The sequence below is a fragment of the Rhodospirillaceae bacterium genome (assembly GCA_028819475.1).
GTDB lineage: Bacteria > Pseudomonadota > Alphaproteobacteria > Bin65 > Bin65 > Bin65.
The window spans coordinates 94,073-120,179 of record JAPPLJ010000002.1 but is presented as its reverse complement, the minus strand read 5'-3'; the positions used below and the strand labels follow the sequence as shown (position 1 = coordinate 120,179).

The window sequence follows — 26,107 nt, the reverse complement described above, 5'->3', positions numbered from 1 at the left end:
GTGATCAGGATGCCGCCGGTCTCGGTCTGCCACCAGGTATCGACGATCGGGCAGCGGCCGTCGCCGACGACCTTGTAATACCATTCCCAAGCTTCCGGGTTGATCGGCTCGCCGACCGAGCCGAGCAGGCGCAGCGAGGCCCGGCTGCACGCCTTCACCGGCCCCTCGCCCTCGCGCATCAGAGCGCGCAGTGCCGTCGGCGCGGTATAGAAGATGTTGACGCCGTGCTTGTCGCAGACCTGCCAGAAGCGCGAGCTGTCCGGATAGTTGGGCACGCCCTCGAACATCAGCGTGATCGCGCCGTTCTGGAGCGGGCCGTAGACGATGTAGCTGTGGCCGGTGACCCAGCCGACGTCGGCGGTGCACCAGTAGACGTCGCCGTCGTGGTAATCGAAGATCAGCTTGTGCGTCATGGCGGTGTAGACCGCATAGCCGCCGGTCGTGTGCATGACGCCCTTGGGCTTGCCGGTCGAGCCCGAGGTATAGAGGATGAACAGCGGGTCCTCCGCGTTCATCGGCTCGGCCGGGCAGTCCTCCGGCGCGCCCTCCATCAGATCGTGGTACCAGTGGTCGCGGCCGTCGTGCCAGGCGATGTCCGCGCCGGTGCGCCGGACGACGACGGTCTTGCGGATCTTGCCGGCGATGTCGATGGCGGCGTCGGTGTTGACCTTGAGCGGCACCGTGCGGCCGCCGCGCAGGCCTTCGTCGGCGGTCACGATATATTCCGAATCGCAATCGTCGATCCGGCCGGCCAGCGCGTCGGGCGAAAAGCCGCCGAAGACGATGGAATGGACCGCGCCGATGCGCGCGCAGGCCAGCATGGCGACGGCGGCTTCCGGGATCATCGGCAGGTAGAGGGTGACCCGGTCGCCCTTCTGCACGCCCAGGCCCTTGAGCGCGTTGGCGAACTTGCAGACGTCGCGGTGCAGCTCGCGGTAGGTGATCTTCTGGTCCTCGGCCGGGTCGTCGCCCTCCCAGACGATCGCCGTCTGGTCGCCGCGGCTCGCCAGATGCCGGTCGAGGCAGTTGTGCGCGATGTTGAGGACGCCGTCCTCGTACCATTTGATCGAAACGTCCGGATAGCCGTAGTCGACATTCCGGATGACCGTCGGTTCCCGGAACCAGTCGACCCGTTTGGCCTGTTCGGCCCAGAAATCGTCCGGATCGCGGACCGAGCGCTCGTACATTTCCAGATAGCGCTCGTTGTCGATATGGGCCCGCTTCGCCCATTCCGGAGTGACGGGATATTCCGCTGCGTCCACCATTGTCCTGCCTCAAACTTGCCGGCTAGGTCCGGCCCTGTATCCCTCCGCTGCGGTTTTACCGCGGCAGGGCGCCGTTGCACAGGGGGCGCCTTTGCACAGGGGCTGCAAAAGGGGCGCCGCGCTTCGACGGCGGCCGGGCCTTGAAATGGACCGTTCTATGGTCTAAATACGCGATCTAATCCGATCGGGAGCGGACCGATGCAGATCTCCGTGACGCAGGCAAAAGGGCAATTGACCGAACTCGTCCGCCGCGCCGAGGCGGGCGAGGAGGTCGTGCTGACCCGGCACGGGCGCGCCACGGTCAGGCTGGCCCCGGTCGAGCGGCGGCCCACCGCCGCCGAGCGGCGCGCGGTCATCGCCGCCGTGCAGGCCGCCGCCGCAAACAAAATGACCGAGGGTCCGAGCGCCGCCCGCAGCCAGGACTTTCTCTACGACGACGACGGTCTGCCGGCATGATCGCCGTCGACACCTCGGCCCTGATGGCGATCTTGATGAAGGAGCCGCCGGCGGCGGCTTGCAAAGAAGCGCTCGGAACAAACGACCGGGTCGCGATTTCGGCCGCAACGGTAGCCGAGGCGCTGATCGTTGCCGGACGGCGCGGCTTCGGCGCGGAAATGTCCACGCTGATCGACGGACTCGGCCTTGAGATCGCAAGCGTCTCGCCTGCCGCGGCGCGACGGGTCGCCGACGCCCATGCGCGATGGGGCAAAGGCGTCCACCCGGCCGGGCTGAATTTCGGCGACTGTTTCGCTTACGAAACGGCGAAATCGCACGATTGTCCGCTGCTCTATATCGGCGGGGATTTTGCGCAGACGGACGTTGCGAGCGTGCTGTGAGTGTGCATTCCGGCGACAAGCGCGAGCCCTCCGCCCCCCGGAAGCCGCTGCCCTTGAAGGAACTGGCCGATTTTCGCGCGACCATGCCCCGGCTGCGCCGGCCGGCCGCCGAACTGCTCCGGGAGGTTCGGGACGAAGGGTATTGAGCGCGGATGCGGCGCGCGCCGCCGCCCGGACGGCCTGAAAGAGCGGCAGGCAGCGGCAGCGAACGGTGTTCGAGGGAGGCGGAACCATGAAGCGATCGGGAACGGTTCTTGCGGCGGCGGTACTCGCCGCGTCTGTCCTGTCAGCGGCGGCCGGCCCGGCGCAGGGCGAGCGCAGAATCCGGATTGCCGACGATCTGATCGGCATCCCGATCGGCATTCTGCACGCCTATGTCGACGGCGTGCTGGCCGGGCACCGGGCCTCGGCCGGGCTGTACGGCCGGCTGCCGGTCGTCTGCCCGCGGCCGGGGGCGAGCATTGCGGAGCTTTCCATCGCCGTGCTCCTGCATCTGCGCCGTGCGCCCGCAGACCGGGCCCGGCCGGCCGGGCGCGTCGTTCTCCGGGCGCTCGCCAAGGCCCATCGTTGCCGGGGCGTTTGAGATCTGGCCCCGGCGCCGCCTTCGCATCGCGCAGAGGCCGGCCTGACCATATCTTGAAATTGTATATCCAATAGAATAGTATATCTTAAGTTCAACAATATCCGGAATTGGACGATGCAGGTTTCGAAATGGGGCAACAGCCTGGCCGTACGGCTGCCCAGGGCGCTGGTCGATAGCCTCGATTTGAGCGTGGGCGACAGGCTGGAGATCGTTTCCGCCACGCCGGAACGGATCGTGCTGGCGAAGGACGAACGACGGGTGCGGGCGGTCGAGCGTATGGGCGCCCGGGGCTGGGCCCTGCCCGACGACTACGCCTTCGACCGCGAGGACCCCAACCTCCGGTGACCGCCTTCCTCGATACGAACGTGCTGATCTACGCCCAGACCGGCGATCCCAGGGGCGAGATCGCGCGGCAGGCCATCCTGGCCGGCGGCGTGATCAGCGTTCAGGTCGTCAACGAGTTTACCGCGGTCCTGCGCCGGAAGTTCCGGCTCGACTGGCACGCGATCGCCGGGGCCGTGGCGGACCTGCGAACCGCGCTCGATCCCGTGCGGCCGGTCGGCATCGACACCTGGGCCTCGGCCGTTGCCCTCGCCCGGCAGCACCGCTTCAGCTTCCACGATTCGCTGATCCTAGCCTCGGCGCTCGAAGCCGGCTGCGACACCCTCCTGACCGAAGACATCGAGGCCGGCCGCCGCATCGACGGCCTTACCATCGTCAATCCGTTCAGCAGCGCCTGACCCGGCACTATTTCAGCAGTCGGCACCGTGCGCGCCGGTCAGCTCATCATCGTATTGCGCCGCTTCAGCCGGCGGTTCGGCACGGCGGATCGCTTCGATTTCGGCGTGCGACAAGTCCTCGATGGCAATCGCCTTCCGGTCACGGCGTTGCTTGCGGGCAGCGGCGATGTCGGCGAGGACGTCTTCCATGATTTCCTCCTCGGTGCGGCCGGCCTCCTCAGACGGAGGCTCGATCCGCGCGAGGATGGCGGCGACCCTGTCCGCGGCCTCCTTGCGGTCCGCCCCGCTCACGCCTCCGTCTCCGCCATCTTGCAGAGCAGTTGCCAGTGCTCGTCGCTGACCGGCATGACCGAGAGGCGCGAGTTGCGCACCAGGGCGAAGTCGGCGAAGGCCGGGTCGGCCTTGATCTCGGCGAGCGTCACCGGGCGCTCGACCGGGAACAGCGCCTTGAAATCCACCATGTCGAAACGGCCGGACGGGTCGGTGTGGTCGGGATAGAATTCGCGCACCACCTCGAGCACGCCGACGATGCGCTTCTCGTTCACCGAATGGTAGAAGAAGGCGCGGTCGCCGAGCTTCATGGCGCGCATGTTATTCGACGCCTGGTGGTTGCGCACGCCATCCCACTCGGCGACACCGTCGCGCACATGGTCGTCCCACGACCATTCGCCCGGTTCGGATTTCACCAGCCAGTAGGCCATCGGCTCGCCTCCTTGAGCTTCTGTCAGTCGGTGTGGCGCCCGGTTTGGCGTGCTTCGCCCTTTGGTGCAACCCCCGGCGCGGCCTCCGGCGCGACCGGTCGCCCGGCCCTTCGCGCAGCCCAGCGGCGCCAGCCCTCCGCGATCTGCCGGCGCAGCACCAGGGTGAAGACCGCGGTGGCGGCCAGAAGGACGGCGCCGATGCCGGCGAACACGACGCGGTAGGCCTCGGCCGGCGGATGGCCGTCGACCGGCAGCCACAGGCCGAGCACGATGCCGGGGATCACCTGCATCAGCCCGGCGCCCAGGAAGGAGGTGAAGTTGACCGAAGTGATCGCCCGGCCGGTCAGCCGGTCGGGGAACATGTCGCGCGCCAGCGCCAGCAACAGCACCGAGCCGAAGCTGAACGTGCCGATCAGGACGAACAGCAGGGCGGCCTGGACCGGGAAGGAGACCGGCGCCAGCGCCAGCAGCCAGAAACCGAGGGCGCTCGCGCCGGCCGCCAGGTAGACGAACGGCATGCGCAGGGTCGTCCGGCGCTCGAACAGGGCGTAGAGGCCCGCGCCCACGATCGTGGCAACGCTCATGACGAGCAGGATGTCGCCGCGCTCGATGGTATCGGCGCCGTGCACGTCGGCCAGATAGGGACCGCCCCAGAAGCCGCGCACGGCGATGACCGACGGATAGGACACCATGGCCAGCGCGATCACGCCCCAGACCGGTCCGTGGCGGAAGATGCTGCCGAGATCGAGCACCGAGCGCAGGAAGGATTCGGCCGGCTGCTCCGGCCGGCGTTCGCCGCGCCGCGGCACCGCCCGGAAGATGACGATCGCCAGCGCCAGCGAGACCGCCGCCGCGATCAGGAAGCCGGCGCGCCAGCCGACCGCGTCGGCGAGCACAGCGAAGGGCGTGCCGGAAAGGACCATGCCGAGGCCGCTCACGGAGGTCAGCAGGGCGGCGAGGCCGCCGAAGCGGGCCGGCGGGAAGCGCCGGGCGACCACGACCAGCCCGCCGACGAACATGGCCGAGCAGCCGGCGCCGATCAGCAGCTGCGCGGCGACCAGGCCGGCCGCGCCGCCGGCCTGGGAAAACAGCGCGGCGCCCGCGCTCGCAATGGCCAGCATGGCCGCCATGACCCGGCGCGGGCCGTACCGGTCGAGCAGCACGCCGATCGGCACATGCATCAGCGAGAAGGCGATGAAGAAGGCGCCGGCGGCGAGGCCGAGCTGGGCCGGGCTGAGCGCCAGTCCGCTGCGCAGCTCAGGCCCGATCACCGCCGGCGCGGTGCGGTAGAATTGGCTGACCGTGAAGGCGGCGGCGAGCACGATCAGCAGCCCGACGGTTCCGCTGCGGGCTTCGGGGCGTGCCTCGTCCGGCGGCGTTGGCGGTCTTGGCGGGATCGGCTCGTTCACCGGCCCCTTCTATCCGGCGAAGCGGCCGGCGCAACCCGCCGGTTCGGCACAGGCATCCAGCGCCCGGAGCAGGGCTTGCCGGGCCGCGGCACCGAATGGGCCGATCAGCACGAGCTGCGGCGGTTCCGGCGGCGCCGACGACAGGCCGAGCCGGCCGCCGCTCCAGTCGATCCGCTGCGGGCCCGCGCCGGTGGCGACGACGCCCTTGGCGCGATGGACATCCGGCCGGCCGGCGAACAGGCGTTCGAGGGCGCCGGGATCGACCGGGCCGGCCGGCCGCCAGACGACCGACGACAGGCCGTGTCCGGGCTCTTCCGGTTCACCGGCGTCGCCGGGGGACGGCGCCGGTGCCGCAACGCCGATGCCGAGCAGCCGCGCCGGATCGACCTGCGCGAAGCGGGCCTCGACGAGTTCGGCCGGCGCGGCCTGCGCCTGCACCCAAGCGCGAACCTGCCCGGCCTCCGGCGCCGCAAGCAGGTCCAGCTTGTTGAGCACCAGCAGGTCCGCCGCCTGCATCTGCTGCACGACCAGCCTTCCGACGAACTTGTCCCGCGCCCGTTCGCGGACCGTCGCGGCGTCGGCCAGAACGGCGGTCCCGGCCGGCCGGCAGCCCGGCCAGTTGCCGGCGAGCCGCATGACCCGCGCCGGGTCGGCGACGCCGCTCGCCTCCACGACGATCCAGTCCGGCGGCGGCTGGCGTTCGGTCTGGGCCTGCAGCGCTGCGCCGAGATCGTCGGCAATGGCGCAGCAGACGCAGCCGTTGGTCAGCGCGATCGTGTCGCCGTCATGCGCCGCGATCAGCCCGGCGTCGATGTTGACCGCGCCGAAATCGTTGACCAGCACGGCGAGGCGCAGCCCGTGCTCCGCCGCCAGCAGATGATTGAGGCAGGTCGTCTTGCCCGCGCCCAGATAGCCGCCGATCACCGTGACCGGGATAGGCCGGCGCGCGGTCATGCCGGCTCCCAGAGCGTGACCGCACGGGTGAAATCGGCGTCGGGGCCGAGGGCGGCGCTGGCCGCCGCCCAGCGGGCCTTCATGTCGCGGCTGAGCGGCGCGTCGGCGCCGAGCGCATCTGCGAGATCGGCGGCGATGGCGACGTCCTTGGCCATCAGCCCCAGCTTGAAGCCGGTGGCGAAGGTCCGGGGCAGGACCTCCTGTTTCATCGGCACTTCCGAATTGAAGCTGCGCCCGGACGAATTGTTGATAATCGTCAGCAGCGTTTCGCGCTCCAGACCGAACGCCTCGCCGACGATCAGCGCCTCCGCCGCCGCGGTGAAGGCCGCCGCCGCGGCGTAGTTGTTCAGCGCCTTGGCGGCGTGGCCGGCGCCGAGCGGACCGGCGCGGAACAGCCGGTCGCCCATGGCGCGCAGGACCGGCTCCGCCCGTTCGGCAGCCGCCGCGTCGTCGGCGCCGATCATGATGGCGAGCGTGCCGTCCCGGGCCTTTTCGACGCCGCCGCTGACCGGCGCATCGACCAGGGCGATGCCCCGTTCGGCCAGGGCTTCGCCGAGCGCTCGGGTGCCGACAGGCTCGGACGAACTCATGTCGACGACCAGCCCGCCCCCGGATCGACCGGCGCCGAGGCCGTTTGCCAGCGCGCCCTGCTCCTCTTCCAGCAGCACCCGGCGGACGATGGCGCCGGTCGGCAGCATGGTCACGGCGAGCGTCGCGGCCTCCGCCAGGGCGGCCAGCGTCGGCGCGGTCGGGCAGCCGGTCTCCGCGGCGAAGGCTGCCGACGCGCGCGGGTTTGCGTCGTAGCCAATGGTCTCGAAACCGGCACGGGCCAGACAGGCGGCCATCGGCCGGCCCATGTTGCCGAGGCCGACGAAGCCGACGGTTTCGCGGGATGGCGGCATGGGCATCGCTCCACTGGCGGCGAGAACTGTCCGCCCATGATAGCCCGCGCGCCCCGGCAGGGGAGCCTCCGATTGCGCATACGCACCGCAGCGCAGCCGCCTTCCCCTGCACCGCCGGATGCCGTAACACCCCGGCCATGCAGTTCTTCGCAGATACGCCGCTGCCCGATCTCGCCCCCTTCGCCGGCCTGCGCGCCGAGGTGCGCGCCTTTCTGGCCGAAGAGCGGGCGCGCGCCGGGATCGATAGCTGGGTCGGCTCCTGGGAGGGCTTCGACCGCGGGTTCAGCACGCGACTGGCCCGGCGCGGCTGGCTCGGCATGGCGATCCCGGAGCGCTATGGCGGCCGGGAAAAGGGCCTGCTCGAACGCTACGTCGTGCTCGAAGAACTGCTGGCCGGCGGCGCGCCGGTCGCGGCCCACTGGATCGCCGACCGCCAGACCGCGCCGCTGCTGCTGCGCTTCGGCACCGAGGAACAGCGCCGCCGTTTCCTGCCGCGCATCGCCTCGGGCGAATACAGCTTTGCCATCGGCATGAGCGAGCCGGACAGCGGCTCCGACCTCGCCGCGGTGCGCACGAAGGCCACGCCGTCGGGCAACGGCTGGCGCATCGATGGCGCGAAGATCTGGTCGTCCAATGCCCACCGCGCCGACTGGATGGTTGCGCTTTGCCGAACCGGCGAAACAGGAGACGACAGGCACGGCGGGCTCAGCCAGTTCCTGATCGACCTCAAGGCGCCGGACATCGCGATCCGGCCGATCCACAACCTGGCCGGCGACCATCATTTCAACGAAGTGTTCTTCGACGGCCACGACATCCCGGCCGACCGCATCGTCGGCAGCCCCGGCGACGGCTGGCGCCAGGTGATGAGCGAGCTGGCCTTCGAGCGCAGCGCGCCGGACCGCTTCCTCTCGACCTTCCGCCTGATCGTCGAGCTGGTGCGCGCCGCCGGGCCGGACCCGGACCGGCTGGTTGCCGGCGAAATCGGCGCGCTGGTCGCCCGGCTCGCGGCGGTGCGGCTGCTGTCGATCCAGGTCGCCGGCGCGCTCGACCGGGGCGCGACGCCGAACACCGAGGCGGCGCTGGTCAAGGAGGTCGGCACCGCGCTGGAGCAGGACACGCCGGAAATCGCGCGGCGAATCCTGGCGGAAACCCCGGCCGGCGACCGCGCGGCGCTGATCGAGGACCTGCTGACCTACGACGTGCTGCACACGCCCTCCTTCACCCTGCGCGGCGGCGCGCGCGAGGTGGTGCGCGGCATCATTGCGCGCGGGCTGGGGCTTCGATGACCGGGAACGGGATGACGGGGAACGGGATGACCGGCGCGAACGGCGATACGGCGGGCGCAGCGTTTGCCGACGCGATCCGGCAGGCGCTGGCGCCGCACGCCGCCGCCTACGATGGGCCGGCGGACCGGGCGCTCGTATGGTCGGACGATCACTGGCGGGCGGTCGCCGATCTCGGCCTGCCGAAGCTGCTGGTGCCGGAAGCGCAGGGCGGCGCCGGCGCGACGCTGGCCGAGGGCGCGGCGGCCATCGAGGCGCTGGGCGCGCTGGGCGACCCCTCGCCCGCCGCCGATACCGCGGTGCTGACCTGGCTGCTGGCGCGGCAGGGCAACGTCGTACCGGACGATCCGCTGGTGCCGGCCGAACCGGGCTGCCGCATCCCATGGCCGGAGAACGCCCGCGCTGTCGATCCTGCCGGTAACGCCGCCGCGCCGCCGGACGGACTGGGCAGCATCCTGCTGAACGGCGTCCCGGCTTCGGCGGCGCTGCCCGGCGGGACCGGCGGCGTCACGCCCCTCCGGCAGGCGATGGCGGCGGCCCGCGCGGTGCAGATCGCCGGCGCGGCGGGGGCGGCGCTGGAAATGACCCTCGACTATGTCCGCGAACGCCGCCAGTTCGGCCGGCCGCTCGCCCGCTTCCAGGCGGTGCAGCAGCATATCGCGGTCGCCGCGGCCGAGACCGCCGCCGCGGCGCAGATGGCGCGCGCCGCCTTCGCTGCACTTGATCGGGAGCTGGACGGCGACGGCCCGTTCCTCGCCGCTTCGGCGAAGATCGCGACCGGGCGGGCCGGCACGCTCGCCGCGAAGGCCGCCCACCAGTTCCACGGCGCGATGGGCTATACCGCGGAATATCCCCTGCACCGGCTGACCCGCGCGATCTGGCAATGGTGCGAGGATTGCGGCAACGAGGACTGGTGGAGCCGCCGCCTCGGCGCGCAGATCTGCCGCAACGGCGCGGACACGCTGTGGCCAACGCTGACGGGCGGGTGAGCCGGGCAGTGCGCAGTCGCGCTCTCGCGCCGTCCGCGCCTAACCCGCAATGCCGAGGAAGACCAGAATCGCCCGGTCGATGCGGCGCATGTCTCCGGCCGAAAGCGCACCGATCTGCCGACTCAGGCGCTCGCGGCGAACGGTCGAAATCTTGTCGACCATGACGTGACTGTTCTCGACGAGGCCGTTGCCCGGGCCGGCGGAAACGGGGATGCGAAACAGCGGCGCTTCGGTCGAATCGCCGGTGATCGCGCATATGGTGACGGAATTCGTTTCCTCGAACCGGTCGTCCTGAACGATGACGACGGGCCTGGACTTTCCCGTGTAGTCTCCGCCGCCGGCCGCAATCCAGGTCTCGCCGCGTTTCACCCGGCGTCGAACTCACCTATGGCATCGATGAACGCCTGATCGGCCTCGGCATGCCGGCTCGCAGCAACGGCGCGTGATTGCCGGCGGGCTTCATCCGCGAAGTCTGGCCCGCGGGTATCGGGCACCCAGATCTGGATCGGACGCAGGCCCTCGCGGCGCAGCCGGGTGCGATGCCGGCGAACCTTGTCGTTCGATGCCTCGGAGCGCTTCGGTAAACTTGTCACTGTATTTCTCCGTCAGGTTACATGTAACCTAGGCCAGTCATATCCTCATTGCAAGTACATCGGTGTCGGACCGGATTTGTTCAGCGTCATCAACCCCGCCCCTTCGGCACGACCTCATAGCCCGGCTGTTCCGGCTCGTCGTCGATCATCTCGGCCGGGAAGCCGGGGGCGCGGATTTCGATGCCGCAGGCTTCTTCGAGCCGCCGGACGATGTTGGGCGACCATTCGCGCGGGCCGTAGCGGGCCTCGCCGTCCTTGAAGATGCCGATCAGCAGCGGCGCGAGTTCCAGCGGCACGCCGGCACGCTCGGCAATCGCGCCGAAGATGCCGATATCCTTGGAGACCAGGTCCATGGTGAAGTTGATGTCGCGGCTGCCGTTGAGGATGACCTGGCTCTCGGTTTCGTGGACGAAGGAATTGCCCGAGGAGATGCGGATCGCCTCGTAGGTCGTGTTGAGGTCCATGCCGGCCATCTTCGCGGTCGCCAGCGCCTCGCACAGGGAGACCAGGTTGGCCGTGGCGAGATAGTTGGTCACCACCTTGAGCACCGACGCAGAGCCCAGGGGGCCGGTGTGGAGGATGCGCCGGCCCATGGCCTTGAGCACGGGGAGCAGCCGCTTGAAGGCCGCGCGTTCGCCGCCGGCGAAAATCGCGATGTTGCCGGTCGCCGCCCGGTGGCAGCCGCCGGAGACGGGGCAATCGACCGGTTCGCCGCCCTTCGCCTGCACCAGGGCGCCCAGCCGCCGGACCTCGGCCTCGTCGGTCGTGCTCATCTCGGCCCAGATCGTGCCCGGCGTAAGGCCGTCCAGCAGGCCGTCGCCGGCCTCCAGGACCGCGCGGCTCGCCGCCGGCGACGGCAGGCAGGTGATGACGACGTCGCAGGAAGCGGCCATCGCGGCGGGGCTTTCGCCGACCTGCGCGCCGGCGTCGGCAAGGGGCCGGACCGCAGCGGGGTCGAGGTCCCGCACCGCCAGGTCGAAGCCGTTGCGCTGCAGGCTGCCGGCCAGCTTGCCGCCGACATTGCCGAGGCCGATAAATCCGATCTTCATGGGGCAGGCTCCGCTGCGGAAACGCGCTGGCGCCGGAAGACGCCGCCGGGCGGCGGTTTGTGCCCCGGCCCCGGCGCAACTGCAAGCGCCCTGTCCCTGCGCCCTTGACGGCTGCCGCCGGACGGGCTTGCCTGCCGCCGTCGCGACAGGAAAGGCCGGACCATGAAAGAGCATATCGCCCGGATCGACGCGCCCGACGGCGTCATGGAGACCTTCGTCACCCGGCCGGACGAGGGCGGGCCGCATCCGGTCGTGCTGTTCTACATGGACGCGATCGGCGTGCGCGAGGAACTGAAGGACATGGCCCGGCGCATCGGCACGGCCGGCTACTGCGTGCTGCTGCCCAACCTGTTCTACCGCATGGCCGGGATCGACGAGGTTCTGCTCGACGCGCAGCAGATCGAGGTCAAGGGCTCCGACGAACGCAAGCGGTTCTGGGGCCTGGTCAGGAGCGTGAACAACGACCGGGTGGCCGCGGACACGCGCCAGCTGCTCGACTATGCCCGGTCGCTGGACGGCGCGGCGCCGGGGCCGGCCGGCTGCGTCGGCTACTGCCTGTCCGGCCAGTTCGTCTACACGGTCGCGGCGCGCTATCCGGACGAGATCGCGGCGACGGCGAGCTATTACGGCGCCGGCATCGTCACCGACCAGCCGGATTCGCCCCATCTGCGGACGGACGACATCCGGGCCGAACTCTATCTCGCCTTCGCCGAGGACGATATCTGGGTGCCGGATTCGTCTGTCGATGCGCTTGCGCGCTGCCTCGAAGGCTCCGGCGTGCGCCACCGGATCGAGCGGTATGCCGGTGCGCATCACGGCTTCGCCTTCCCCGACCGGCACTGCTACGACAAGGCCGCCGCCGAGCGCCACTGGGAGCGCATGCTCGCCCTGTTCCGCCGCAATCTCGGCTGACCGGCGGGAGCCCTTCGGTTTCCCTTGAAACGCCGCGCCGCGGGACCAAGTTGCTTCCATGACCGGCGCGACCGACAAGATCGTCAAGACCGACGCCGAATGGCGGGCGATGCTGACCGATATCCAGTTTCACGTCGCCCGCGAGCACGGCACCGAGCGCGCGTTTACCGGCGAATACTGGGACACCAAGACGCCCGGCACCTACCGCTGCGTCTGCTGCGGACAGCCGCTGTTCGCGTCCGACAAGAAATACGATTCCGGAACCGGCTGGCCGAGCTTCTGGGCGCCGGTGAACGACAGTGCCGTCGCCCTGCGCGACGACCGCAGCCTGTTCATGCTGCGCACCGAGGTGCTGTGCAGCAAATGCGACGCCCATCTGGGGCATGTCTTTCCCGACGGACCGGCGCCGACCGGCCACCGCTACTGCATGAACTCGGCATCGCTCAAGCTCGAGGCCAAGGGCCCGGACTGAGCCGGTTTCCCGCCGACGCCGCCGGAATTTCCGGTTCGGCCGGCGTCGCGGCAACCCGCCCGTAATTCGGCGCCGTAAAGGGGCTTGCGCGCGCCCCGTTCGATGCCCATATCGCCGCGCCTTGGCACTGCCGCCAAGGCCACTCGAAAAGGCCGCTCGCCGTGGCGCGCATCACCGACTCCCTCGCCGCACCGAAGGCGCTGCTCGCGCCGGTCGCCGCCCTGCTCGTCGGGGTGGCGCTGCTCATGCTCGGCAACGGCCTGTTCCTCACCCTGGTGCCGCTGCGCGCGGACCTCGAAGGCTTCGGCGCCGCCTGGATCGGCGTCATCGGCGCGGCCTATTCGGTCGGCTTCGTGGCCGGTTGCTATCTGGTGCCGCCGCTGGTCGCCAGGGTCGGGCACATCCGCGTCTACGCCGCCATCGCCGCGCTCGGCGCCATCGTCCCGCTGCTGCATCTGCTCGCGCTGCATCCGGCCGCCTGGATCCTCTTCCGCATCATCATCGGCCTTTGCATCTCCGGCCTCTACATGGTCATCGAGAGCTGGCTGAACGGCGCCGCAACCCGGCGCAACCGCGGCACCGTCTTCTCGGCCTATGTTGCGATCCACCTGGCGGCGGTGACCGCCGGGCAATATCTCCTCCTGCTCGATACGCCGAGCAGTTCCAAGCTGTTCTCCCTCGCGACGATCCTGTTCGCGCTGGGGGTGATCCCGGTCTGCCTGACCCGGGCGCCCTCGCCGCCGCTGCCGGTCAAGGCGCGGCCGGATCTGCGGAAGCTGTGGCGCAATTCCCAGGTCTCCGTGGTCGGCTGCTTCACCAACGGCATGGCCAACGGCGCGGTCTGGAGCCTGGTGCCGGTCTATGCCAAGGGCCTCGGCCTGTCGGTGGCCGGCATCGCAATCTTCGTCAGCGTCGCCATCGTCGGCGGTGCGGTCGTGCAGTATCCGCTGGGCCGGCTGTCCGACCGGCTGCCCGACCGGCGCTGGCTGATCGCCGCGGTCTGCGCCGTCGCCGCGGCGGCAGGAGCAGTCCTGCTGGCGGCAGACAGCCTGCCGGCCCTTTTCGTCTATGTCGCGTATTTCTTCTTCGGGGCCGCAGCCTTCTCGATCTACGGCTTTTCCGTCGCCCACGCCAACGACCATGCCGACCCCGAGGACTTCGTCGAAATCAGCGCCGGCCTGCTGGTGATTTTCGGGGTCGGCGCCGTCGCCGGGCCGCTGATCGCCGCAGCCCTGATGGAAGCGCTGGGATCGGGCTATCTCTTCCTGTTCACCGGCGTCGTGCACGGCGCAGTCGCGCTGTGGACTTTCCGGCGCACGAAACAGCGCCGGGCGATCGCGCCCGAGGACCGCGAGGATTATGTGCCGATGGCCCGGACCTCGCCGAACATTTTCGCCTTCGATCCGCGCGCCGAGGAAACGCCGCCGGACCGCGGCGGCTGATCCGGACCCTCCGCGCGCCGCCGGAATTGCCGCCGGACTCGTCGTCTCCGGGCGCGGCACCCTTTTTTCGGCCGCGCGGGTCCATAGATCAGGCGCGTAGCCTGCCCCGACCCGCCGCGATGCCAGCCGCATGAACCCGTTTTCACCCGAGAACGCCGCCGCCGCCGACACCGCCGTCCCCGCCGAGACGCCGCCGGAGGGCGCGGCGGCCGTCGGGCCGCGGCCCATGGGCGCCGTCAACTGGCTCGGCCTGTGGACGCTGTACCGCAAGGAGCTTCAGCGCTTCCTCAAGGTCGTCACCCAGTCCCTGCTCGCCCCCATCGTGACGACGCTGCTGTTCCTGTCGGTCTTCTCCCTGGCGATGGGCGACGTCGTGCGCGAGATCGGCGGCGTGCCCTTCGTCGAGTTCCTCGCGCCAGGCCTCGTCATGATGGCGATCGTCCAGAGCGCGTTCCAGAACACCGCCGGTTCCCTGCTCATCTCGAAGATCCAGGGCAATATCGTCGACGTGCTGATGGCGCCGCTCTCGCCGGGCGAACTGGCGCTGGCCTACGCGGCGGCCGGCGCGACCCGCGGCCTGCTGGTCGGGGCGGTCACGCTTGGCGCCATGGCGGTCTTCGTGCCGGTCCAGATCCACGCGCCGCTCACCATCCTCTATTTCGCCGTCATGGCGTCGGCCCTGCTGTCGCTGCTCGGCCTGATCGGCGGCATCTGGTCCGACAAGTTCGAGCAGATGGCCGCGGTCACCAACTTCGTCATCACGCCGGCCGCCTTCCTCAGCGGCACCTTCTATTCCATCGAACGGCTGCCGCCGCTGCTCAACGAGCTCGCCCATTTCAACCCGTTCTTCTTCATGATCGACGGTTTCCGCAGCGGCTTCATCGGCCGCGCCGACGGCGACACGCTGGCCGGCGGCCTCGCGCTGCTGGCGCTGAATGTCGCCCTGTGGCTGGTCTGCCTGCAAATGTTCCGGACCGGCTACAAGCTGAAGAGCTAGCCTATCAGCCGGTCCCCAGCTTCTCGCCAAATCGGAGTTTACCTTGGACCGTCATATCGACCGGAGCGGCTCGAAGAGCCGCGCAGCGGAGATATCTTTCCAGCGCAGAGCAAGGGCGGTGTCGCCGCGTCTAAAAGATTTCTCCGCTCCCTCCGGTCGGTCGAAATGACGGAAGCGCGATTACGCTCCGGTCGAAATGACAAGCGAAGAATCCTCTCGATGGCACGAAGGCGGGCCGGCCGTCGCCGGTAACGGTCCTTGCTCCTGCACGCTTCAGCCTCGCGCCGCCTCCAGCGCCCGCCACACGGTGTGCGGCGTGAGCGGCATGTCGAGCGTCGTCACGCCGTCTTCGGCGAGCGCGTCCAGCACGGCGTTGATCGCGGTCGGCGGCGATGCGGTGGTCGGCCCCTCGCCGATGCCCTTGACGCCGAGCGGGTTGTCGTCTCCCGCCACCGGGTTGAAGACCGTATCGACCGGCGGCATGTCGTCGGCCCGGGGCAGGCAGAAATCCATGAAGCTGCCGCTGAGCAGCTGGCCCGTGCCGGATTCGTAGACCGTGTTCTCCATCATCGCCTGGCCGACGCCCATGGCGATGCCGCCGTGCAGCTGCCCGGCCGCGAGCAGCGGGTTGATCACCGTGCCGGGGTCCGAGACCACGACATAACGCTCGATCCGCGCCGCGCCGGTCTCGGGATCGACCTCGACTTCGCACAGATGGCAGCCGCTGGGATAGCTCATCCCCGGCACCTCGAAGCGTTCCTCAATGCGCAGCGGCGCGCCGCGCCTGTCGGCCTCCGCCGCCACGGCGAACAGGGAGACGGTCCGGTCCGTGCCCTGCACGCGGTAGGCGCCGCCGGCAAAGCCGATATCCGCCGCCGCGGCCTCCAGCAGGTCGGCGGCCAGCGGCCGGCCCGCCTCGATCAGCGACAGCGCCCCGTTGTGGATCGCGCCGCCGCCGATGCGCATGGTGCGCGAGCCGTGGGAGCCGCCGCCCTGCGGGATGCGGTCGGTATCGCCGTCCTCGACGACCACCCGGTCCGGCGACACGCCCAGCAAGTCGGCGAGGATCTGGCCGAATACGGTGGCGTGGCCCATGCCGCTATCCTGGCTGCCGACCAGCGCCCGCACCCGCCCGTCCTCCGGCCCGCCTTCCGGTTCGGGGGCCTCGACCCGGATGTCGGCGAACTCGGCGAGCGCGCCGCCGGCATTCTCGATATAGGTCGTCACCGAACGGCCCCGGCGCAGCCCTTGCAACGCCGACGCCGCCCGGCGTTCGGCGAAGCCGTCCCAATCGATCCGGGCCAGCCCGGCGTCCAGGCTGCCGAGGAAATCGTTGCGCTGGTAGCGCGCGCCGGTCGGCGCTTGCCACGGCATGTCGGCGAGCGGGATCAGGTTGCGCCGGCGCAGGTCCACCCGGCCGGTCCCCGTCTCGCGTGCCGCCCGGTCGATCAGCCGCTCCAGCACCAGCGTCGCCTCGGCCCGGGCGATCCCGCGGTAGGCCGCGATCGGGGCGGTGTTGGTGAAGACGCCGGTAAACTCGAAGCGGTACGCCGGAATGCGGTAGGGCCCGCAGATCATCGGCGACATCCAGGTCACGATGACGTGCGGCGCGCGATTGACCCAGTAGGCGCCGTGCCACCAGTCGGCCCGCACGTCGACGGCCGTGATGCGCCCCTCGGCGTCGAGCGCGATGCGGGCGTGCAGATTCTGGCTGCGCGACTGGGTGTCGGTCAGGAAGGCTTCGCTCCGGCTTGCGATCCAGCGCACAGGCCGGCCGAGCGACCGCGCCGCAAACGGCACGACGACGAATTCGGGATAGACCAGGTTGCGCGCGCCGAAGCCGCCGCCGGTATCCGGCACGATCACCCGCAGGTCCTCGCGTCCAATGCCCAGGCAATCGGCGACGATCGCGCGCAGGACGTGGCCGGACTGGCTGCCGGCATGGAGCGTGAACCGGCCGTCGGCATATTCGGCGAGCGCGCCGCGCGGCTCCATGAAGGCGGCTGTCGAGCGGGTGAACGCGATATCCTGCCCGACGACCCGGTGCGCCGCCGCGAAGGCCGCATCGGTCGCGGCCCTGTCGCCCGCCGCCCAGACGACCGAGCGGTTGTCGGGCGCGTCCTCCCAGATCGCCGCTGCATCGTCGGCCAGTGCATCCTCCGCCGTGCCCAGCGCCGGCAGGGGCTCGTAATCGACCTCGACCAGTTCCGCCGCTTCCAGGGCGGCCGCCTCGGTTTCGGCGGCGACGAGGGCGACGGCTTCGCCGGCGAAGCGCACCCGGCCCTCCGCCAGCGGATAGTGCGGCGCGTCGACGATGGCGCGATGCAGTTCGCCGTCCGGCAACGGTTCGTCCGCGCCGGTCGGCAGGGCGCGCACGCCGGCCGCGCGCAGGTCCGCCGCGGTATAGACCGCCAGCACGCCCGGAACGGCCAGCGCCGCCGCCGGGTCGATTTCGCCGAGCACGGCGTGGGCATGGGGCGTGCGCACGAAGGCGGCATGGGCCTGGCCGGGCCGGCGGAGATCGGCGGTGAACGTGCCGGCCCCGGTGAGAAACGCGCGGTCCTCCACGCGCGGTATCGAGGCGCCGATCAGGGGGACTTTTTCTGCTGTGGATTCCGGTGTCGTCATAGGGCTGGATTTAGGGTCGGGGACGGCTTGGCGACAGTCGCCTTTCTGGCGCGCCCGACCGCCCGCACGACTGTCCTGCACGGCATTCCGTATGGGGCCGCGACCCGGCTGCCGGTTGACCTTTGGGTCCGGCCCGTCCCTTTTCGCAGCCATGAGCACAACCAACGATCCTGCGCCCGCTTCGAAGCCGGCCGCCGCCGCCGGTCCAGCGGGGACCGGCCTGCCGCTCGAAGGCGTCCGCATCCTCGATCTCACCACCATCGTCTACGGCCCCTATGCGACCCAGACCCTGGGCGATTTCGGCGCCGAGATCGTCAAGGTCGAGGCGCCGGGCGGCGACGCCATGCGCGAGATGGGGCCGGGCCGCAGCCCGCACATGGCGGCCCTGTTCCTGGGCATGAACCGCAACAAGAAGAGCATCGTGCTCGACCTCAAGCGCGGCGCGGCGCGCGAGGCGCTGTGGCGGCTGGTCGATAGCGCCGACGTATTCGTGCACAACATCCGGCCGCAGAAGATCCTGAAGCTGGGCTTCGATCCGGATGCCGTGATGGCGCGCAACCCCGGCATCGTCTATGCCGGCCTCTACGGCTATCGCGACGGCGGGCCCTATGCCGGCCAGCCGGCCTATGACGACGTCATCCAGGGCCAGTCCGGCCTCGCCGGCACCTTCCTCGCCCGCGACGGCACGCCCAACCTGATCCCGACCATCGTCGCCGACAAGATTTCCGGCCTGCTCGCCGCCAACGGCATGCTTGCGGCGCTCCTCCAGCGCCGGAAAACCGGCCGGGGCGTCTATGTCGAGACCGCGATGTTCGAGGGCGTGGCGAGCTTTACCCTCGCCGAGCATCAGTATGGCGCGATCTTCTCACCGCCGATGACGCCGCCGGGCTATCCGCGCGTGCTCTCGCCCCACCGCCGGCCCCAGCCGACGGCGGACGGCTTCATCTGCCTGCTCGCCTACACCGATGCGCAGTGGGACCGCTTCTGGGACCTGGTCGGCCGGCCGGAGATGAAGGACGATCCGCGCTTCCTCACCGTCAACACCCGGCTGAACCATGTCGATTCGCTCTACGGCGAATCGGGCAGGGACCTGGTCAAGAAAAGCTCCGCCGAATGGCTCGACCTGCTGCGCCGCACCGAAATTCCCTGCGGCCCGGTCAACACGCTCGAAGACCTCCGGACCGATCCGCACCTTTCCGCCACCGGCTTCTTCCGGCCCTTCGAGCATCCGACCGAAGGCAAGATGGAGATTCCCGACACCGCCTTCCGCTTCGACGGCGCCGCGCTGCCCGTCCGCCTCGGCCAGCCGCATCTCGGCGAGCACACCGAAACGCTGCTGGCGGAGGCCGGCTTCGATGCGGCGGAGGTTGCGGAGATTACCGGCGCGTGAGCGGGAGTGCCGCTTCCCGTCTCTTCCCCCTCATCGGAGGATTGCTCTGCGAAAGGGGGCGCCGGACGGGCCGGACGCCGGAAAACGGCCGGATTTTGAACGAATATTCAAAATCAGTTTCCCTAAGTCTTTGAAATTGCTTGGTTTTTAGAATTAGACAGACCATTCTAAATAATATTTTTTTGCACCCGGCAGCCCTAACCCTTTGGAATCTTTGGAAACACGCCGTTCGGAAATGCGCAAAATCAATCTCGATAGGAAATTTTCCAGCCTCCTGGCCTGGCGGAAGCGCCGCTCGACACCGGGGCGGCACCGCCGGGCAGGATCGGGGGCACGATGGCCCGGCGGAATCGGAGGGTCGAACCGGACGGGGTCCGGCTGTCAAGCCCAATGGCGCATAGGGCGCACCTGGGATCGCCGATCGGCGGCGGCGGGCCGGGAAGCGGGCAGGGTGGAAGGTTCCCGCACGGTCCCCCGCCGGTTTCTTCGTTTGCTTCTTTTTGAGGGGGGGAGGCGTCGGCCGGCCGCGGCAGGCGCACTTCGGGCGTTGACGGGGCCGATATAGGGCGCGGGATCGCCCGTTTCAAGGAAAAAATCGTAAAAAAGGAAATAATTTTGAAAGACTGGTCCGGCTCACGGCTTTTCGCAGGGGAATCCAAAGGGAGAGGGGGCGCGTTGTTTCGTCTGTCGGAGCCGATTCGCAGTATTTCGCAGAGAAATCCGTGTCACGCCCGATGCGCCGCGCGGCGGAGGCGGTCGTTGATGGCGGCGCCGAGGCCGTCGTCCGGTATGGCTGAGACGGCGATGGCCGCGGGGTTGAGCGCATCCAGCTCGTGCAGCAGGCGGAACAGGTTGGCCGCCGCTTCGGTGAGGTCGCCGGCCGGGCTGAGGTTGCGTACCGCGGTATAGCCGCCTGGGTCGGCCGGGCCGGCCGGGCGTGCCTCCGGGGCATCGCCGAAGGCCAGCAGCGCTTCGCCTTCCTCCAGCGCATCGCCGGCGTCGAGCCGCAACCGTGCGCGCGGCGCGTAGTGGGCGGCCAGCATACCCGGCGATTCGAGCGGCGTTGCGGGCGATGTCCCGGCCGAAGCCGGGTCCGCCATCTGCACCGGCCCGATGATCGATTCTATGGGCACATGTGTGACCAGGCCGGGGCGCAACAGCACCGGCGTTTCTCCGGTCAGGGACAGCACCGTCGACTCGAGGCCGCCAGGGCACGGCCCGCCGTCCAGGACAAGGTCCACAGCATCGCCGAGCGAGGCTTCGACATGGCGGGCCTCGGTCGGGCTCAGCTTCCCGAAGCGGTTGGCGCTCGGCGCCGCGACCGGGCAGCCGGCGGCGCGCATCAGCGCCTGTGCCACCGGATGGTCCGGCGCGCGCACCGCCACCGTATCCAGCCCTGCGCTGACCAGCCGGGAGACCGGCGCATACGGCGTGCGCGGCAGAACGAGGGTGAGCGCACCGGGCCAGAAGGCGTCGGCGAGGCGCAGGGCGCGGTCGTCGAAGACCGCCCAGGCCCGGTGCGCCGCGAGGTCGGGCGCGTGAACGATCAGCGGGTTGAAGCGCGGCCGGCCCTTGGCCTCGAAGATGCGCGCCACCGCCCGGTCGTCGGTCGCGTCGGCGCCGAGGCCGTAGACCGTCTCGGTCGGGAAGGCGACGAGGCCGCCGCTGCGCAGCCGTTCCGCCGCCGCGGCAATCCCGGCCCCGTCCGCCGGCCGTAGCGCCATCGTCCCCGTGCCGTCTCTCTTGCCGGCGAACTGCGCGTCAGGAGGGGCGGCCGCGCACGACGTAGCCGGCGTTGCGCCAGCCGGCCTTGCCGTAGGTCAGCGGGCCGCCGGCGAGGGTTCGCACGGTGCCGCCGGCCGCCTCGACGATCGCCTGGCCGGCCGCGGTATCCCATTCCATGGTCGGACCGAGCCGGGGGTAGAGGTCTGCGCTGCCCTCGGCGACCAGGGCGAACTTGAGCGCGCTGCCGGCGATGATCCGGCGGGCGACGTTCTCGCCGTTCAGGAAATCGTCCAGCTCGTCCCAGTTGTCGTGGGACCGGCTGGCCGCGACGACGATGCCGTCGGCCGGCGCGGCGCGGACGCAGACCGGTTCCGCCGGCCCGGCGCCCGCCTGCCGGCTCGCCACGGCCGTTCCGGCGTCATTCGTGTAGCCGGCGTAGACGACGTCGCGCACCGGGATGCCGAGCACGCCGAACACCGGCCGGCCGGCCGCGACCAGGGCGATATTGACGGTGAACTCGTCGCGCTTGTTGATGAACTCCCGCGTGCCGTCGAGCGGGTCGACCAGCCAGAACGGCCGGGCGCCCGTGCCGTCCGTCCGGTGGCTCGCCGCGCGCTCCTCCGACACGACGGGGATATCCGGCGTCAGCGCCTCCAGCGCCGGCACGATCACGGCGTCGGCGGCATGGTCGGCCTCGGTGACCGGCGTACGGTCATCCTTGCGCCCGATGTCGAGGTCGGTCCGGTAGAAGGGCAGGATGGCCGCACCGGCCCGGCGGGCGATGGCGCAAACCGGATCGACCAGGGACTCGAGATCGGGCAGGACGTTCGGCATCGGGCTTTCCGGCGGATGCGGAGGCTGCCAATCTAGGGCCGCGGCCGGCGGCGGACAGGGCCTTGCGCCGCTCTCCGCCCATTTCGCCGCATCGGGCGGCGGCTTGATCCCGAGCCTTGATTCCTTGGGCCCGGAGCCTTTATTGAAGGCCGGCCGCGCGGGCGGCGCCTGCCGGACAGATCGGCCGGGACGCCGCGCCGGCCTTCCCTCCGGATGGGGCCGTAGCTCAGTTGGGAGAGCGCTTGAATGGCATTCAAGAGGTCAGGGGTTCGACTCCCCTCGGCTCCACCAAACGCCTGAAGACCGGCCCGCCGACGCACGTCGCGGCCGGTTTTTCGTTGCCGCAGAAGCGCGTCGGCAACGGCTAGCGATACCGCCTCGCGCGCTCCAGCAACCGCTCCGACCGGACGATGATCGGCCCGTCGATCATCCCGCCCTCGTGCCGCACCGCGCCCAACCCGGCGCGCTCCGCCTCTGCGGCGGCGGCGACGATCCGCTCTGCAGTCGCGACCTCCTCGTCGGTCGGCGTAAACACCTTGTTGAGGCGCGCGACCTGGCCCGGATGGGCCGCAAATCCGCCTTCTGACCCCATCCGCCGGCCGCGCTCGGCCGCGGCCTCGAAAGCATCGAGGTCTTCCAGGTTGCCGAGCGTTTCCGGAACGATCAGCGGCACTACCCCGGCCGCACGCGCCGCCTCGGCCACCGCCAGCCCCGTCATCGTCTGGAGGTCGACCGACGGAGGCGCTCCCAGAATCGCCAGATAGTCCTCGATCCCGAAGCCGACGCAGGCGATCCGGCCGGTGGCGCGCAGGATGGCGTCGGCGTCGCGCACCCCGCGCGGGGATTCGATCAGCGGCACCAGGCGAATGCCGCCGTGCGGCAAGCCGCGCCCGGCTTCCAGCTCGCCGACACAGGCATCGATGGCCAGGACATGCGCTACCGATTCGCAGCCGGGCAGCGCAAGGGCCCTGACGCCCGGACGGACGGCGAATTCGAGGTCCTTCAGCGCCGGTCGCCACGGCATGTTGATCCGCACCAAAACATCCTGTCCGGCGGCATGCAGCCGCTCGACGGCCGGCGCCAGGGCGGCCCGAGCCTCGTCCTTGCGGGCGGCAACGATGCTGGCCTCAAGGTCGAGAACGACGGCATCGGCGCCGCGCTCGGCGGCCTTCGCCAGAAAGCGCTCCTCGAGCACCGGCATGAACAGGAGCGAACGCCACATCACACGATCCCCGCCTTGCGAAGCCGTGCGCGGTCCGCCGCGCCGCGCCCGAGCAGGGCCAGCACCTCGTCGGTATGCTCGCCCAGTTCGGGGGCTGGCGCGCGGATCGTCCCCGGCGTTTCGCTCAGCCGCGGGAAGGGCGTGTGGAGCGGGATCGTGCCGTGGTCGGCGTCGGGGAAGTCCTCCACGACGGCGCGGCCGCGGATATATTCGTGGTCGATCAGGTCCGTCGGATCGCAGATCGGGCCGACGGTGACGCCGGCGGCCTCGAAATGGTCGAGATTGTCCCGCAGCGTTTTCGAGGCGATGTAGCCGCCGACGATGTCGTCGAGCTCATACATGTTGTCGACGCGGTCGCGGCCGGACCGGAAGCGCGGGTCGTCGATCAGCTCCCGGCGCCCGATGGCGATAGCCACCTTCTCCCACATGGACTGCATCGAGGCCGACAGGGCGAGGTATTTGCCGTCGGCGCATTCGTAGACGTTGCGCGGCGCGGCGATCTTGCTCCGGTTGCCCTCGCGGATCGGGATCTTGCCGTTGGCCTTGTAGTGCGCCAGCCAGGGTCCGATCACGCTGAACAGGGGCTCGAACAGGGACACGTCGATCACCTGCCCCCTAGCGCGGCCCCTGTCGCGCGCAAGGAGGGCGACGACCGCCGCTCCGAAGCCGGATATGCCGGCGACCATGTCGGCGAGCGCCATCGGCGGCAGCAGCGGCGGCTTGTCCTCGAACCCCGTCATCGCGGCAAAGCCGGTCAGCGCCTCGACCAGGGTGCCGAAGCCCGGCTTCCCGGCGTATGGACCGGTTTGCCCATAGCCGGAGACCCGGACGATCACGAGGCCGGGCTGCGTCTTCCACAGTTCCTCGGGTCCGAGACCCCATTTCTCAAGAGTGCCGGGCACAAAATTCTCGACCAGCATGTCCGAGCGGGTGACCAGCCCGTGCAGGAGCGCGGCCCCCTCCTCCTGCCGGAAATCGAGTGTGAAGCTTTTCTTCGAGCGGGCGTACTCCTTCCACCAGACCCGCCCCTCGCCGAAATCGCGCAGATCGTCGCCGATGCCCGGGCGCTCGATCTTGATGACCTCCGCCCCGAAATCGGCGAGCATGCGGGTCACCATGTTGCCGGCCGCCAGCCGGGTCATGTCGACGACGCGGACTCCGGCCAGCGGTCCGTCCGCATCAGGCCAGTATTCACCGTTTTGCATTCGCAAACCTTCCGCAGGGCTTGGGCGCATCGTCCATGTGCCGTCTGCCCCCGTCACCTGCCTGTCACCCGCCCGTCACATTATCGTACCGGGCAGCCAGGTCGACAGGAACGGCAGATAGGCCACAAGCCCCAGAACGATGAGCTGAATCAGGAAAAACGGCAGGGATTCCCGGATCACCTCGGTCAGCGGCGCGCCGGACATGTTCGTGACCATGAACAGGATGATGCCCACCGGCGGCGTCAGCAGGGCGATGCCCAGGCACAGAACGAAGACCGGCGCGAAGTGCAGCGGATCGATGCCGATCGCTTCGACGGCCGGGAACAGGACCGGCACGAAAATGAAGACCATGCCCAGCGTGTCCAGCCCGCAGCCGATGATCAGCAGGAAGACGATGACCAGCAGCATCACGGTCTGCGGGTCGGTCGAAATCGCGCCGATCAGGTCGACCAGCTGATCCCCCATGCCGGTGTTGAGCACCACCCAGCTGAAGAAGGAGGCCGGCGCCAGCAGGATCAGCAGGTTCCCCGCACCCTGGCTCGTCGACACGAAAAATTCCCAGGTGCTCTTCAGGGTCAATTCCCGGTAGGACATCGAGACCAGCAGGGCGTAGAGGCAGGCGAGAACGCCGGTTTCCGTAACCGTAACCACACCGAACAGGATACCGCCGACAACGATTACCGGCATGGCCAGCGCCGTCAGTCCCGATACGGTGGCTTCGCCGATTTCCTGCAATGTCGACCGTCTCGGCGCCCGCGGATAATTCCGTGCCACGCTCAGCCAAAGCGACAGGCCCATGAGGCCGACGCCGAGCAGCAGGCCGGGGATGGCGCCGGCCAGGAACAGCGACCCGATCGGCACTTCGGCCATGACACCGATCACGATCATGGCAATGCTGGGCGGAATGATATGGCCGACCGTCGACGACGCACCGGTCACCGCCGCCGCATAGGCCGGGGAGTAGCCTTCCTTCTTCATCGCCGGGATCAGCACGCTGCCGACGGCGGAGGTATCTGCGACGCAGGATCCGGAAACGCCGGCGAAAAACATGCTGCCGGTCACGTTCACCATGGACAGGCTGCCCGGCACCCGGCCGATCAGGACGCGCGAGAAATTCAGCAGCCGGGCCGTCAACCCGCCGGACGTCATGATGGCGCCGGCAAGAAAGAACAGGGGGATGGCCATCAGGCCGTAATGCTCCAGCCCGACGACCATCTGCAGGGGCAGCATGACCAGCATGTCGAGCTGGCCGGAGACTGTCAGATAGAAGGCCGCCGCCATACCCATGGAGAAGGTCACGGGCACGCCGATCAGCATCAGGACCAGGAGGGACGAGAACAGGATGAAGATATCCATCGGGTCTACCCGTCCCGGTTCTTGTCCGCATCCGGGAAATAATACTGTCCGATCTGGCGCACGAAGACCCGGATGAATTGCAGCACCATGACGCTGCCGACGACCGGAACGACAATGAACAGGTAATCCCGGGTAAAGGGCAGCGTGTCGTAAATTGCAGAGCTCTGCAGTTCAACGACCTCGAAACTCTTGTAGATAACGATCAGCAGAAACAGCGCGCTCGCGAGGCTGATGCCCGGCATGAGAATCCGCTGGATGCCGTGCGGCAGGTATCGCTCCGCCAGTTCCACCCGAATCTGGCTCTGGTCGCGGATACCCGATGCGCCGCCGAACCAGATCGCCCAGATGAAGAGAAACATCGAGAGCGGCGTCGCCCAGACGAGCGGCGCGGCCAGGATATAGCGAAAGAAGATTTGCAGGCAGAGGACGACGATCATGCCCGCAAACGCCAGGACGCCGAGATAATCGAACGTCCGGTCGACGGCACGGATCAGCCGCCGCGCGCGCTAGCGCGCGGCGGGGGGCGTGTTACGGTTTTACAAGAAGGAAACGGCCCACCGGGTTAGCCCGAATAGGGGGGGGCCCCGCGGGCGTTTAATACAGTATTAGGGCAGTTTGTT

Annotated in this window: 29 protein-coding genes and 1 tRNA gene; 14 read left to right on the top strand and 16 right to left on the bottom strand. The window is 69.5% G+C overall.

Annotated elements, in window-relative coordinates; all coding sequences use genetic code 11:
- The coding region (locus tag OXM58_01040) for an acetate--CoA ligase (GenBank protein MDE0146931.1) at positions 1-1,265 on the bottom strand (1,265 nt) is incomplete at its 3' end.
- Between the two features lie 198 nt (positions 1,266-1,463).
- Here OXM58_01040 and OXM58_01035 point away from each other — a divergent pair.
- From OXM58_01035 to OXM58_01010, 6 genes are all read left to right on the top strand, one after another.
- Entirely contained in the window at positions 1,464-1,721 is a 258-nt protein-coding gene (locus OXM58_01035; GenBank protein ID MDE0146930.1) for a type II toxin-antitoxin system prevent-host-death family antitoxin, read from the top strand.
- Positions 1,718-2,101 (top strand): type II toxin-antitoxin system VapC family toxin, encoded by a 384-nt coding sequence (locus OXM58_01030; GenBank protein MDE0146929.1) that lies wholly within the window; start codon positions 1,718-1,720, stop codon positions 2,099-2,101. The genes OXM58_01035 and OXM58_01030 overlap by 4 nt, the downstream gene beginning before the upstream one ends.
- Positions 2,098-2,247, top strand: a complete 150-nt coding sequence (locus tag OXM58_01025; protein ID MDE0146928.1) for a hypothetical protein — start codon at positions 2,098-2,100, stop codon at positions 2,245-2,247. Before OXM58_01030 ends, OXM58_01025 begins: the two co-directional genes overlap by 4 nt.
- Before the next feature lie 86 nt (positions 2,248-2,333).
- Positions 2,334-2,684, top strand: a complete 351-nt coding sequence (locus OXM58_01020) for a Rap1a/Tai family immunity protein (GenBank protein MDE0146927.1) — start codon at positions 2,334-2,336, stop codon at positions 2,682-2,684.
- Between the two features lie 114 nt (positions 2,685-2,798).
- Entirely contained in the window at positions 2,799-3,029 is a 231-nt protein-coding gene (locus tag OXM58_01015) for an AbrB/MazE/SpoVT family DNA-binding domain-containing protein (GenBank protein ID MDE0146926.1), read from the top strand.
- Complete coding sequence (locus OXM58_01010) at positions 3,026-3,424, top strand: PIN domain-containing protein (GenBank protein MDE0146925.1); 399 nt, start codon at positions 3,026-3,028, stop codon at positions 3,422-3,424. Before OXM58_01015 ends, OXM58_01010 begins: the two co-directional genes overlap by 4 nt.
- A 12-nt stretch (positions 3,425-3,436) precedes the next feature.
- Here OXM58_01010 and OXM58_01005 read toward each other — a convergent pair whose 3' ends face one another.
- From OXM58_01005 to OXM58_00985, 5 genes are read right to left on the bottom strand one after another with little or no spacing between them, the layout of a single operon-like run.
- On the bottom strand, positions 3,437-3,715 hold the full coding sequence (locus OXM58_01005; protein MDE0146924.1) for a hypothetical protein: 279 nt from the start codon (positions 3,713-3,715) through the stop codon (positions 3,437-3,439).
- A complete protein-coding gene (locus OXM58_01000) occupies positions 3,712-4,125 on the bottom strand; it encodes an EVE domain-containing protein (protein MDE0146923.1) in 414 nt (137 codons plus the stop codon). The genes OXM58_01005 and OXM58_01000 overlap by 4 nt, the downstream gene beginning before the upstream one ends.
- Before the next feature lie 23 nt (positions 4,126-4,148).
- The gene (locus tag OXM58_00995; protein MDE0146922.1) at positions 4,149-5,534 is read right to left on the bottom strand and encodes an MFS transporter; all 1,386 of its coding nucleotides are present in this window, start codon (positions 5,532-5,534) and stop codon (positions 4,149-4,151) included.
- A 9-nt stretch (positions 5,535-5,543) separates the two neighbouring features.
- Positions 5,544-6,488 (bottom strand): GTP-binding protein, encoded by a 945-nt coding sequence (locus tag OXM58_00990; GenBank protein MDE0146921.1) that lies wholly within the window; start codon positions 6,486-6,488, stop codon positions 5,544-5,546.
- Positions 6,485-7,390: an NAD(P)-dependent oxidoreductase gene (locus OXM58_00985; protein MDE0146920.1), complete on the bottom strand. Its 906-nt coding sequence runs from the start codon at positions 7,388-7,390 to the stop codon at positions 6,485-6,487. Before OXM58_00985 ends, OXM58_00990 begins: the two co-directional genes overlap by 4 nt.
- A 137-nt stretch (positions 7,391-7,527) precedes the next feature.
- On the opposite strand from OXM58_00985, the gene OXM58_00980 reads away from it, so the two are divergent.
- Positions 7,528-8,676 carry an acyl-CoA dehydrogenase family protein gene (locus OXM58_00980; protein MDE0146919.1) on the top strand — a complete coding sequence of 383 codons (1,149 nt, stop codon included), beginning with the start codon at positions 7,528-7,530 and terminating at the stop codon, positions 8,674-8,676.
- Positions 8,677-8,702: 26 nt separating this feature from the next.
- Entirely contained in the window at positions 8,703-9,662 is a 960-nt protein-coding gene (locus tag OXM58_00975; GenBank protein MDE0146918.1) for an acyl-CoA dehydrogenase, read from the top strand.
- Between the two features lie 39 nt (positions 9,663-9,701).
- On the opposite strand, the gene OXM58_00970 is transcribed toward OXM58_00975, so the two are convergent.
- The 3 genes from OXM58_00970 to OXM58_00960 all read right to left on the bottom strand — a co-directional run bounded on the left by OXM58_00970 (position 9,702) and on the right by OXM58_00960 (position 11,304).
- Positions 9,702-10,031: a type II toxin-antitoxin system PemK/MazF family toxin gene (locus OXM58_00970; protein ID MDE0146917.1), complete on the bottom strand. Its 330-nt coding sequence runs from the start codon at positions 10,029-10,031 to the stop codon at positions 9,702-9,704.
- Positions 10,028-10,255, bottom strand: coding sequence for an antitoxin MazE family protein (locus OXM58_00965; protein ID MDE0146916.1), 228 nt, complete (start codon positions 10,253-10,255; stop codon positions 10,028-10,030). The genes OXM58_00970 and OXM58_00965 overlap by 4 nt, the downstream gene beginning before the upstream one ends.
- Before the next feature lie 89 nt (positions 10,256-10,344).
- Positions 10,345-11,304, bottom strand: a complete 960-nt coding sequence (locus OXM58_00960) for an NAD(P)-dependent oxidoreductase (protein ID MDE0146915.1) — start codon at positions 11,302-11,304, stop codon at positions 10,345-10,347.
- A 162-nt stretch (positions 11,305-11,466) separates the two neighbouring features.
- Here OXM58_00960 and OXM58_00955 point away from each other — a divergent pair, with 162 nt between their 5' ends.
- The 4 genes from OXM58_00955 (at position 11,467) to OXM58_00940 (ending at position 15,127) form a co-directional block, all read left to right on the top strand.
- Positions 11,467-12,216, top strand: coding sequence for a dienelactone hydrolase family protein (locus OXM58_00955; GenBank protein MDE0146914.1), 750 nt, complete (start codon positions 11,467-11,469; stop codon positions 12,214-12,216).
- A 58-nt stretch (positions 12,217-12,274) separates the two neighbouring features.
- The gene (gene msrB, locus OXM58_00950; GenBank protein MDE0146913.1) at positions 12,275-12,688 is read left to right on the top strand and encodes a peptide-methionine (R)-S-oxide reductase MsrB; all 414 of its coding nucleotides are present in this window, start codon (positions 12,275-12,277) and stop codon (positions 12,686-12,688) included.
- A gap of 161 nt (positions 12,689-12,849) precedes the next feature.
- Positions 12,850-14,130, top strand: coding sequence for an MFS transporter (locus OXM58_00945; protein MDE0146912.1), 1,281 nt, complete (start codon positions 12,850-12,852; stop codon positions 14,128-14,130).
- A gap of 226 nt (positions 14,131-14,356) precedes the next feature.
- Complete coding sequence (locus OXM58_00940; GenBank protein ID MDE0146911.1) at positions 14,357-15,127, top strand: ABC transporter permease; 771 nt, start codon at positions 14,357-14,359, stop codon at positions 15,125-15,127.
- A 273-nt stretch (positions 15,128-15,400) separates the two neighbouring features.
- Here OXM58_00940 and OXM58_00935 read toward each other — a convergent pair whose 3' ends face one another.
- Positions 15,401-17,755, bottom strand: a complete 2,355-nt coding sequence (locus tag OXM58_00935; GenBank protein ID MDE0146910.1) for a xanthine dehydrogenase family protein molybdopterin-binding subunit — start codon at positions 17,753-17,755, stop codon at positions 15,401-15,403.
- A 151-nt stretch (positions 17,756-17,906) separates the two neighbouring features.
- Here OXM58_00935 and OXM58_00930 point away from each other — a divergent pair, with 151 nt between their 5' ends.
- A complete protein-coding gene (locus OXM58_00930) occupies positions 17,907-19,145 on the top strand; it encodes a CoA transferase (GenBank protein MDE0146909.1) in 1,239 nt (412 codons plus the stop codon).
- Between the two features lie 725 nt (positions 19,146-19,870).
- Here the strand turns inward: OXM58_00930 and OXM58_00925 are convergent.
- Both OXM58_00925 and cysQ read right to left on the bottom strand, forming a co-directional pair.
- Positions 19,871-20,869 carry an L-threonylcarbamoyladenylate synthase gene (locus OXM58_00925; protein ID MDE0146908.1) on the bottom strand — a complete coding sequence of 333 codons (999 nt, stop codon included), beginning with the start codon at positions 20,867-20,869 and terminating at the stop codon, positions 19,871-19,873.
- 37 nt (positions 20,870-20,906) lie between these two features.
- Complete coding sequence (gene cysQ, locus OXM58_00920) at positions 20,907-21,704, bottom strand: 3'(2'),5'-bisphosphate nucleotidase CysQ (GenBank protein MDE0146907.1); 798 nt, start codon at positions 21,702-21,704, stop codon at positions 20,907-20,909.
- A 215-nt stretch (positions 21,705-21,919) separates the two neighbouring features.
- On the opposite strand from cysQ, the gene OXM58_00915 reads away from it, so the two are divergent.
- Positions 21,920-21,995 (top strand) — tRNA-Ala (locus tag OXM58_00915).
- 73 nt (positions 21,996-22,068) lie between these two features.
- Here OXM58_00915 and OXM58_00910 read toward each other — a convergent pair.
- The 4 genes from OXM58_00910 to OXM58_00895 form a co-directional block, all read right to left on the bottom strand.
- Complete coding sequence (locus tag OXM58_00910) at positions 22,069-22,926, bottom strand: aldolase/citrate lyase family protein (protein ID MDE0146906.1); 858 nt, start codon at positions 22,924-22,926, stop codon at positions 22,069-22,071.
- On the bottom strand, positions 22,926-24,131 hold the full coding sequence (locus OXM58_00905) for a CaiB/BaiF CoA-transferase family protein (protein MDE0146905.1): 1,206 nt from the start codon (positions 24,129-24,131) through the stop codon (positions 22,926-22,928). The genes OXM58_00910 and OXM58_00905 overlap by 1 nt, the downstream gene beginning before the upstream one ends.
- Before the next feature lie 75 nt (positions 24,132-24,206).
- Positions 24,207-25,487 carry a TRAP transporter large permease gene (locus OXM58_00900; GenBank protein ID MDE0146904.1) on the bottom strand — a complete coding sequence of 427 codons (1,281 nt, stop codon included), beginning with the start codon at positions 25,485-25,487 and terminating at the stop codon, positions 24,207-24,209.
- A 5-nt stretch (positions 25,488-25,492) separates the two neighbouring features.
- Positions 25,493-25,924 (bottom strand): TRAP transporter small permease, encoded by a 432-nt coding sequence (locus tag OXM58_00895; GenBank protein ID MDE0146903.1) that lies wholly within the window; start codon positions 25,922-25,924, stop codon positions 25,493-25,495.
- Between the last annotated feature and the right edge of the window lie 183 nt (positions 25,925-26,107).

What these genes read in the sequence shown, in the direction of transcription:
- OXM58_01035 (MDE0146930.1), top strand. Translation starts at nt 1,464, where the DNA reads ATGCAGATCTCCGTGACGCAGGCAAAAGGGCAATTGACCGAACTCGTC.
- OXM58_01030 (MDE0146929.1), top strand. Translation starts at nt 1,718, where the DNA reads ATGATCGCCGTCGACACCTCGGCCCTGATGGCGATCTTGATGAAGGAG.
- OXM58_01020 (MDE0146927.1), top strand. Translation starts at nt 2,334, where the DNA reads ATGAAGCGATCGGGAACGGTTCTTGCGGCGGCGGTACTCGCCGCGTCT.
- OXM58_01015 (MDE0146926.1), top strand. Translation starts at nt 2,799, where the DNA reads ATGCAGGTTTCGAAATGGGGCAACAGCCTGGCCGTACGGCTGCCCAGG.
- OXM58_01000 (MDE0146923.1), bottom strand. Translation starts at nt 4,125, where the DNA reads ATGGCCTACTGGCTGGTGAAATCCGAACCGGGCGAATGGTCGTGGGAC.
- OXM58_00990 (MDE0146921.1), bottom strand. Translation starts at nt 6,488, where the DNA reads ATGACCGCGCGCCGGCCTATCCCGGTCACGGTGATCGGCGGCTATCTG.
- OXM58_00985 (MDE0146920.1), bottom strand. Translation starts at nt 7,390, where the DNA reads ATGCCGCCATCCCGCGAAACCGTCGGCTTCGTCGGCCTCGGCAACATG.
- OXM58_00980 (MDE0146919.1), top strand. Translation starts at nt 7,528, where the DNA reads ATGCAGTTCTTCGCAGATACGCCGCTGCCCGATCTCGCCCCCTTCGCC.
- OXM58_00975 (MDE0146918.1), top strand. Translation starts at nt 8,703, where the DNA reads ATGACCGGCGCGAACGGCGATACGGCGGGCGCAGCGTTTGCCGACGCG.
- OXM58_00960 (MDE0146915.1), bottom strand. Translation starts at nt 11,304, where the DNA reads ATGAAGATCGGATTTATCGGCCTCGGCAATGTCGGCGGCAAGCTGGCC.
- OXM58_00955 (MDE0146914.1), top strand. Translation starts at nt 11,467, where the DNA reads ATGAAAGAGCATATCGCCCGGATCGACGCGCCCGACGGCGTCATGGAG.
- msrB (MDE0146913.1), top strand. Translation starts at nt 12,275, where the DNA reads ATGACCGGCGCGACCGACAAGATCGTCAAGACCGACGCCGAATGGCGG.
- OXM58_00940 (MDE0146911.1), top strand. Translation starts at nt 14,357, where the DNA reads ATGGGCGCCGTCAACTGGCTCGGCCTGTGGACGCTGTACCGCAAGGAG.
- OXM58_00935 (MDE0146910.1), bottom strand. Translation starts at nt 17,755, where the DNA reads ATGACGACACCGGAATCCACAGCAGAAAAAGTCCCCCTGATCGGCGCC.
- OXM58_00930 (MDE0146909.1), top strand. Translation starts at nt 17,907, where the DNA reads ATGAGCACAACCAACGATCCTGCGCCCGCTTCGAAGCCGGCCGCCGCC.
- OXM58_00925 (MDE0146908.1), bottom strand. Translation starts at nt 20,869, where the DNA reads ATGGCGCTACGGCCGGCGGACGGGGCCGGGATTGCCGCGGCGGCGGAA.
- cysQ (MDE0146907.1), bottom strand. Translation starts at nt 21,704, where the DNA reads ATGCCGAACGTCCTGCCCGATCTCGAGTCCCTGGTCGATCCGGTTTGC.
- OXM58_00910 (MDE0146906.1), bottom strand. Translation starts at nt 22,926, where the DNA reads ATGTGGCGTTCGCTCCTGTTCATGCCGGTGCTCGAGGAGCGCTTTCTG.
- OXM58_00905 (MDE0146905.1), bottom strand. Translation starts at nt 24,131, where the DNA reads ATGCAAAACGGTGAATACTGGCCTGATGCGGACGGACCGCTGGCCGGA.
- OXM58_00900 (MDE0146904.1), bottom strand. Translation starts at nt 25,487, where the DNA reads ATGGATATCTTCATCCTGTTCTCGTCCCTCCTGGTCCTGATGCTGATC.
- OXM58_00895 (MDE0146903.1), bottom strand. Translation starts at nt 25,924, where the DNA reads ATGATCGTCGTCCTCTGCCTGCAAATCTTCTTTCGCTATATCCTGGCC.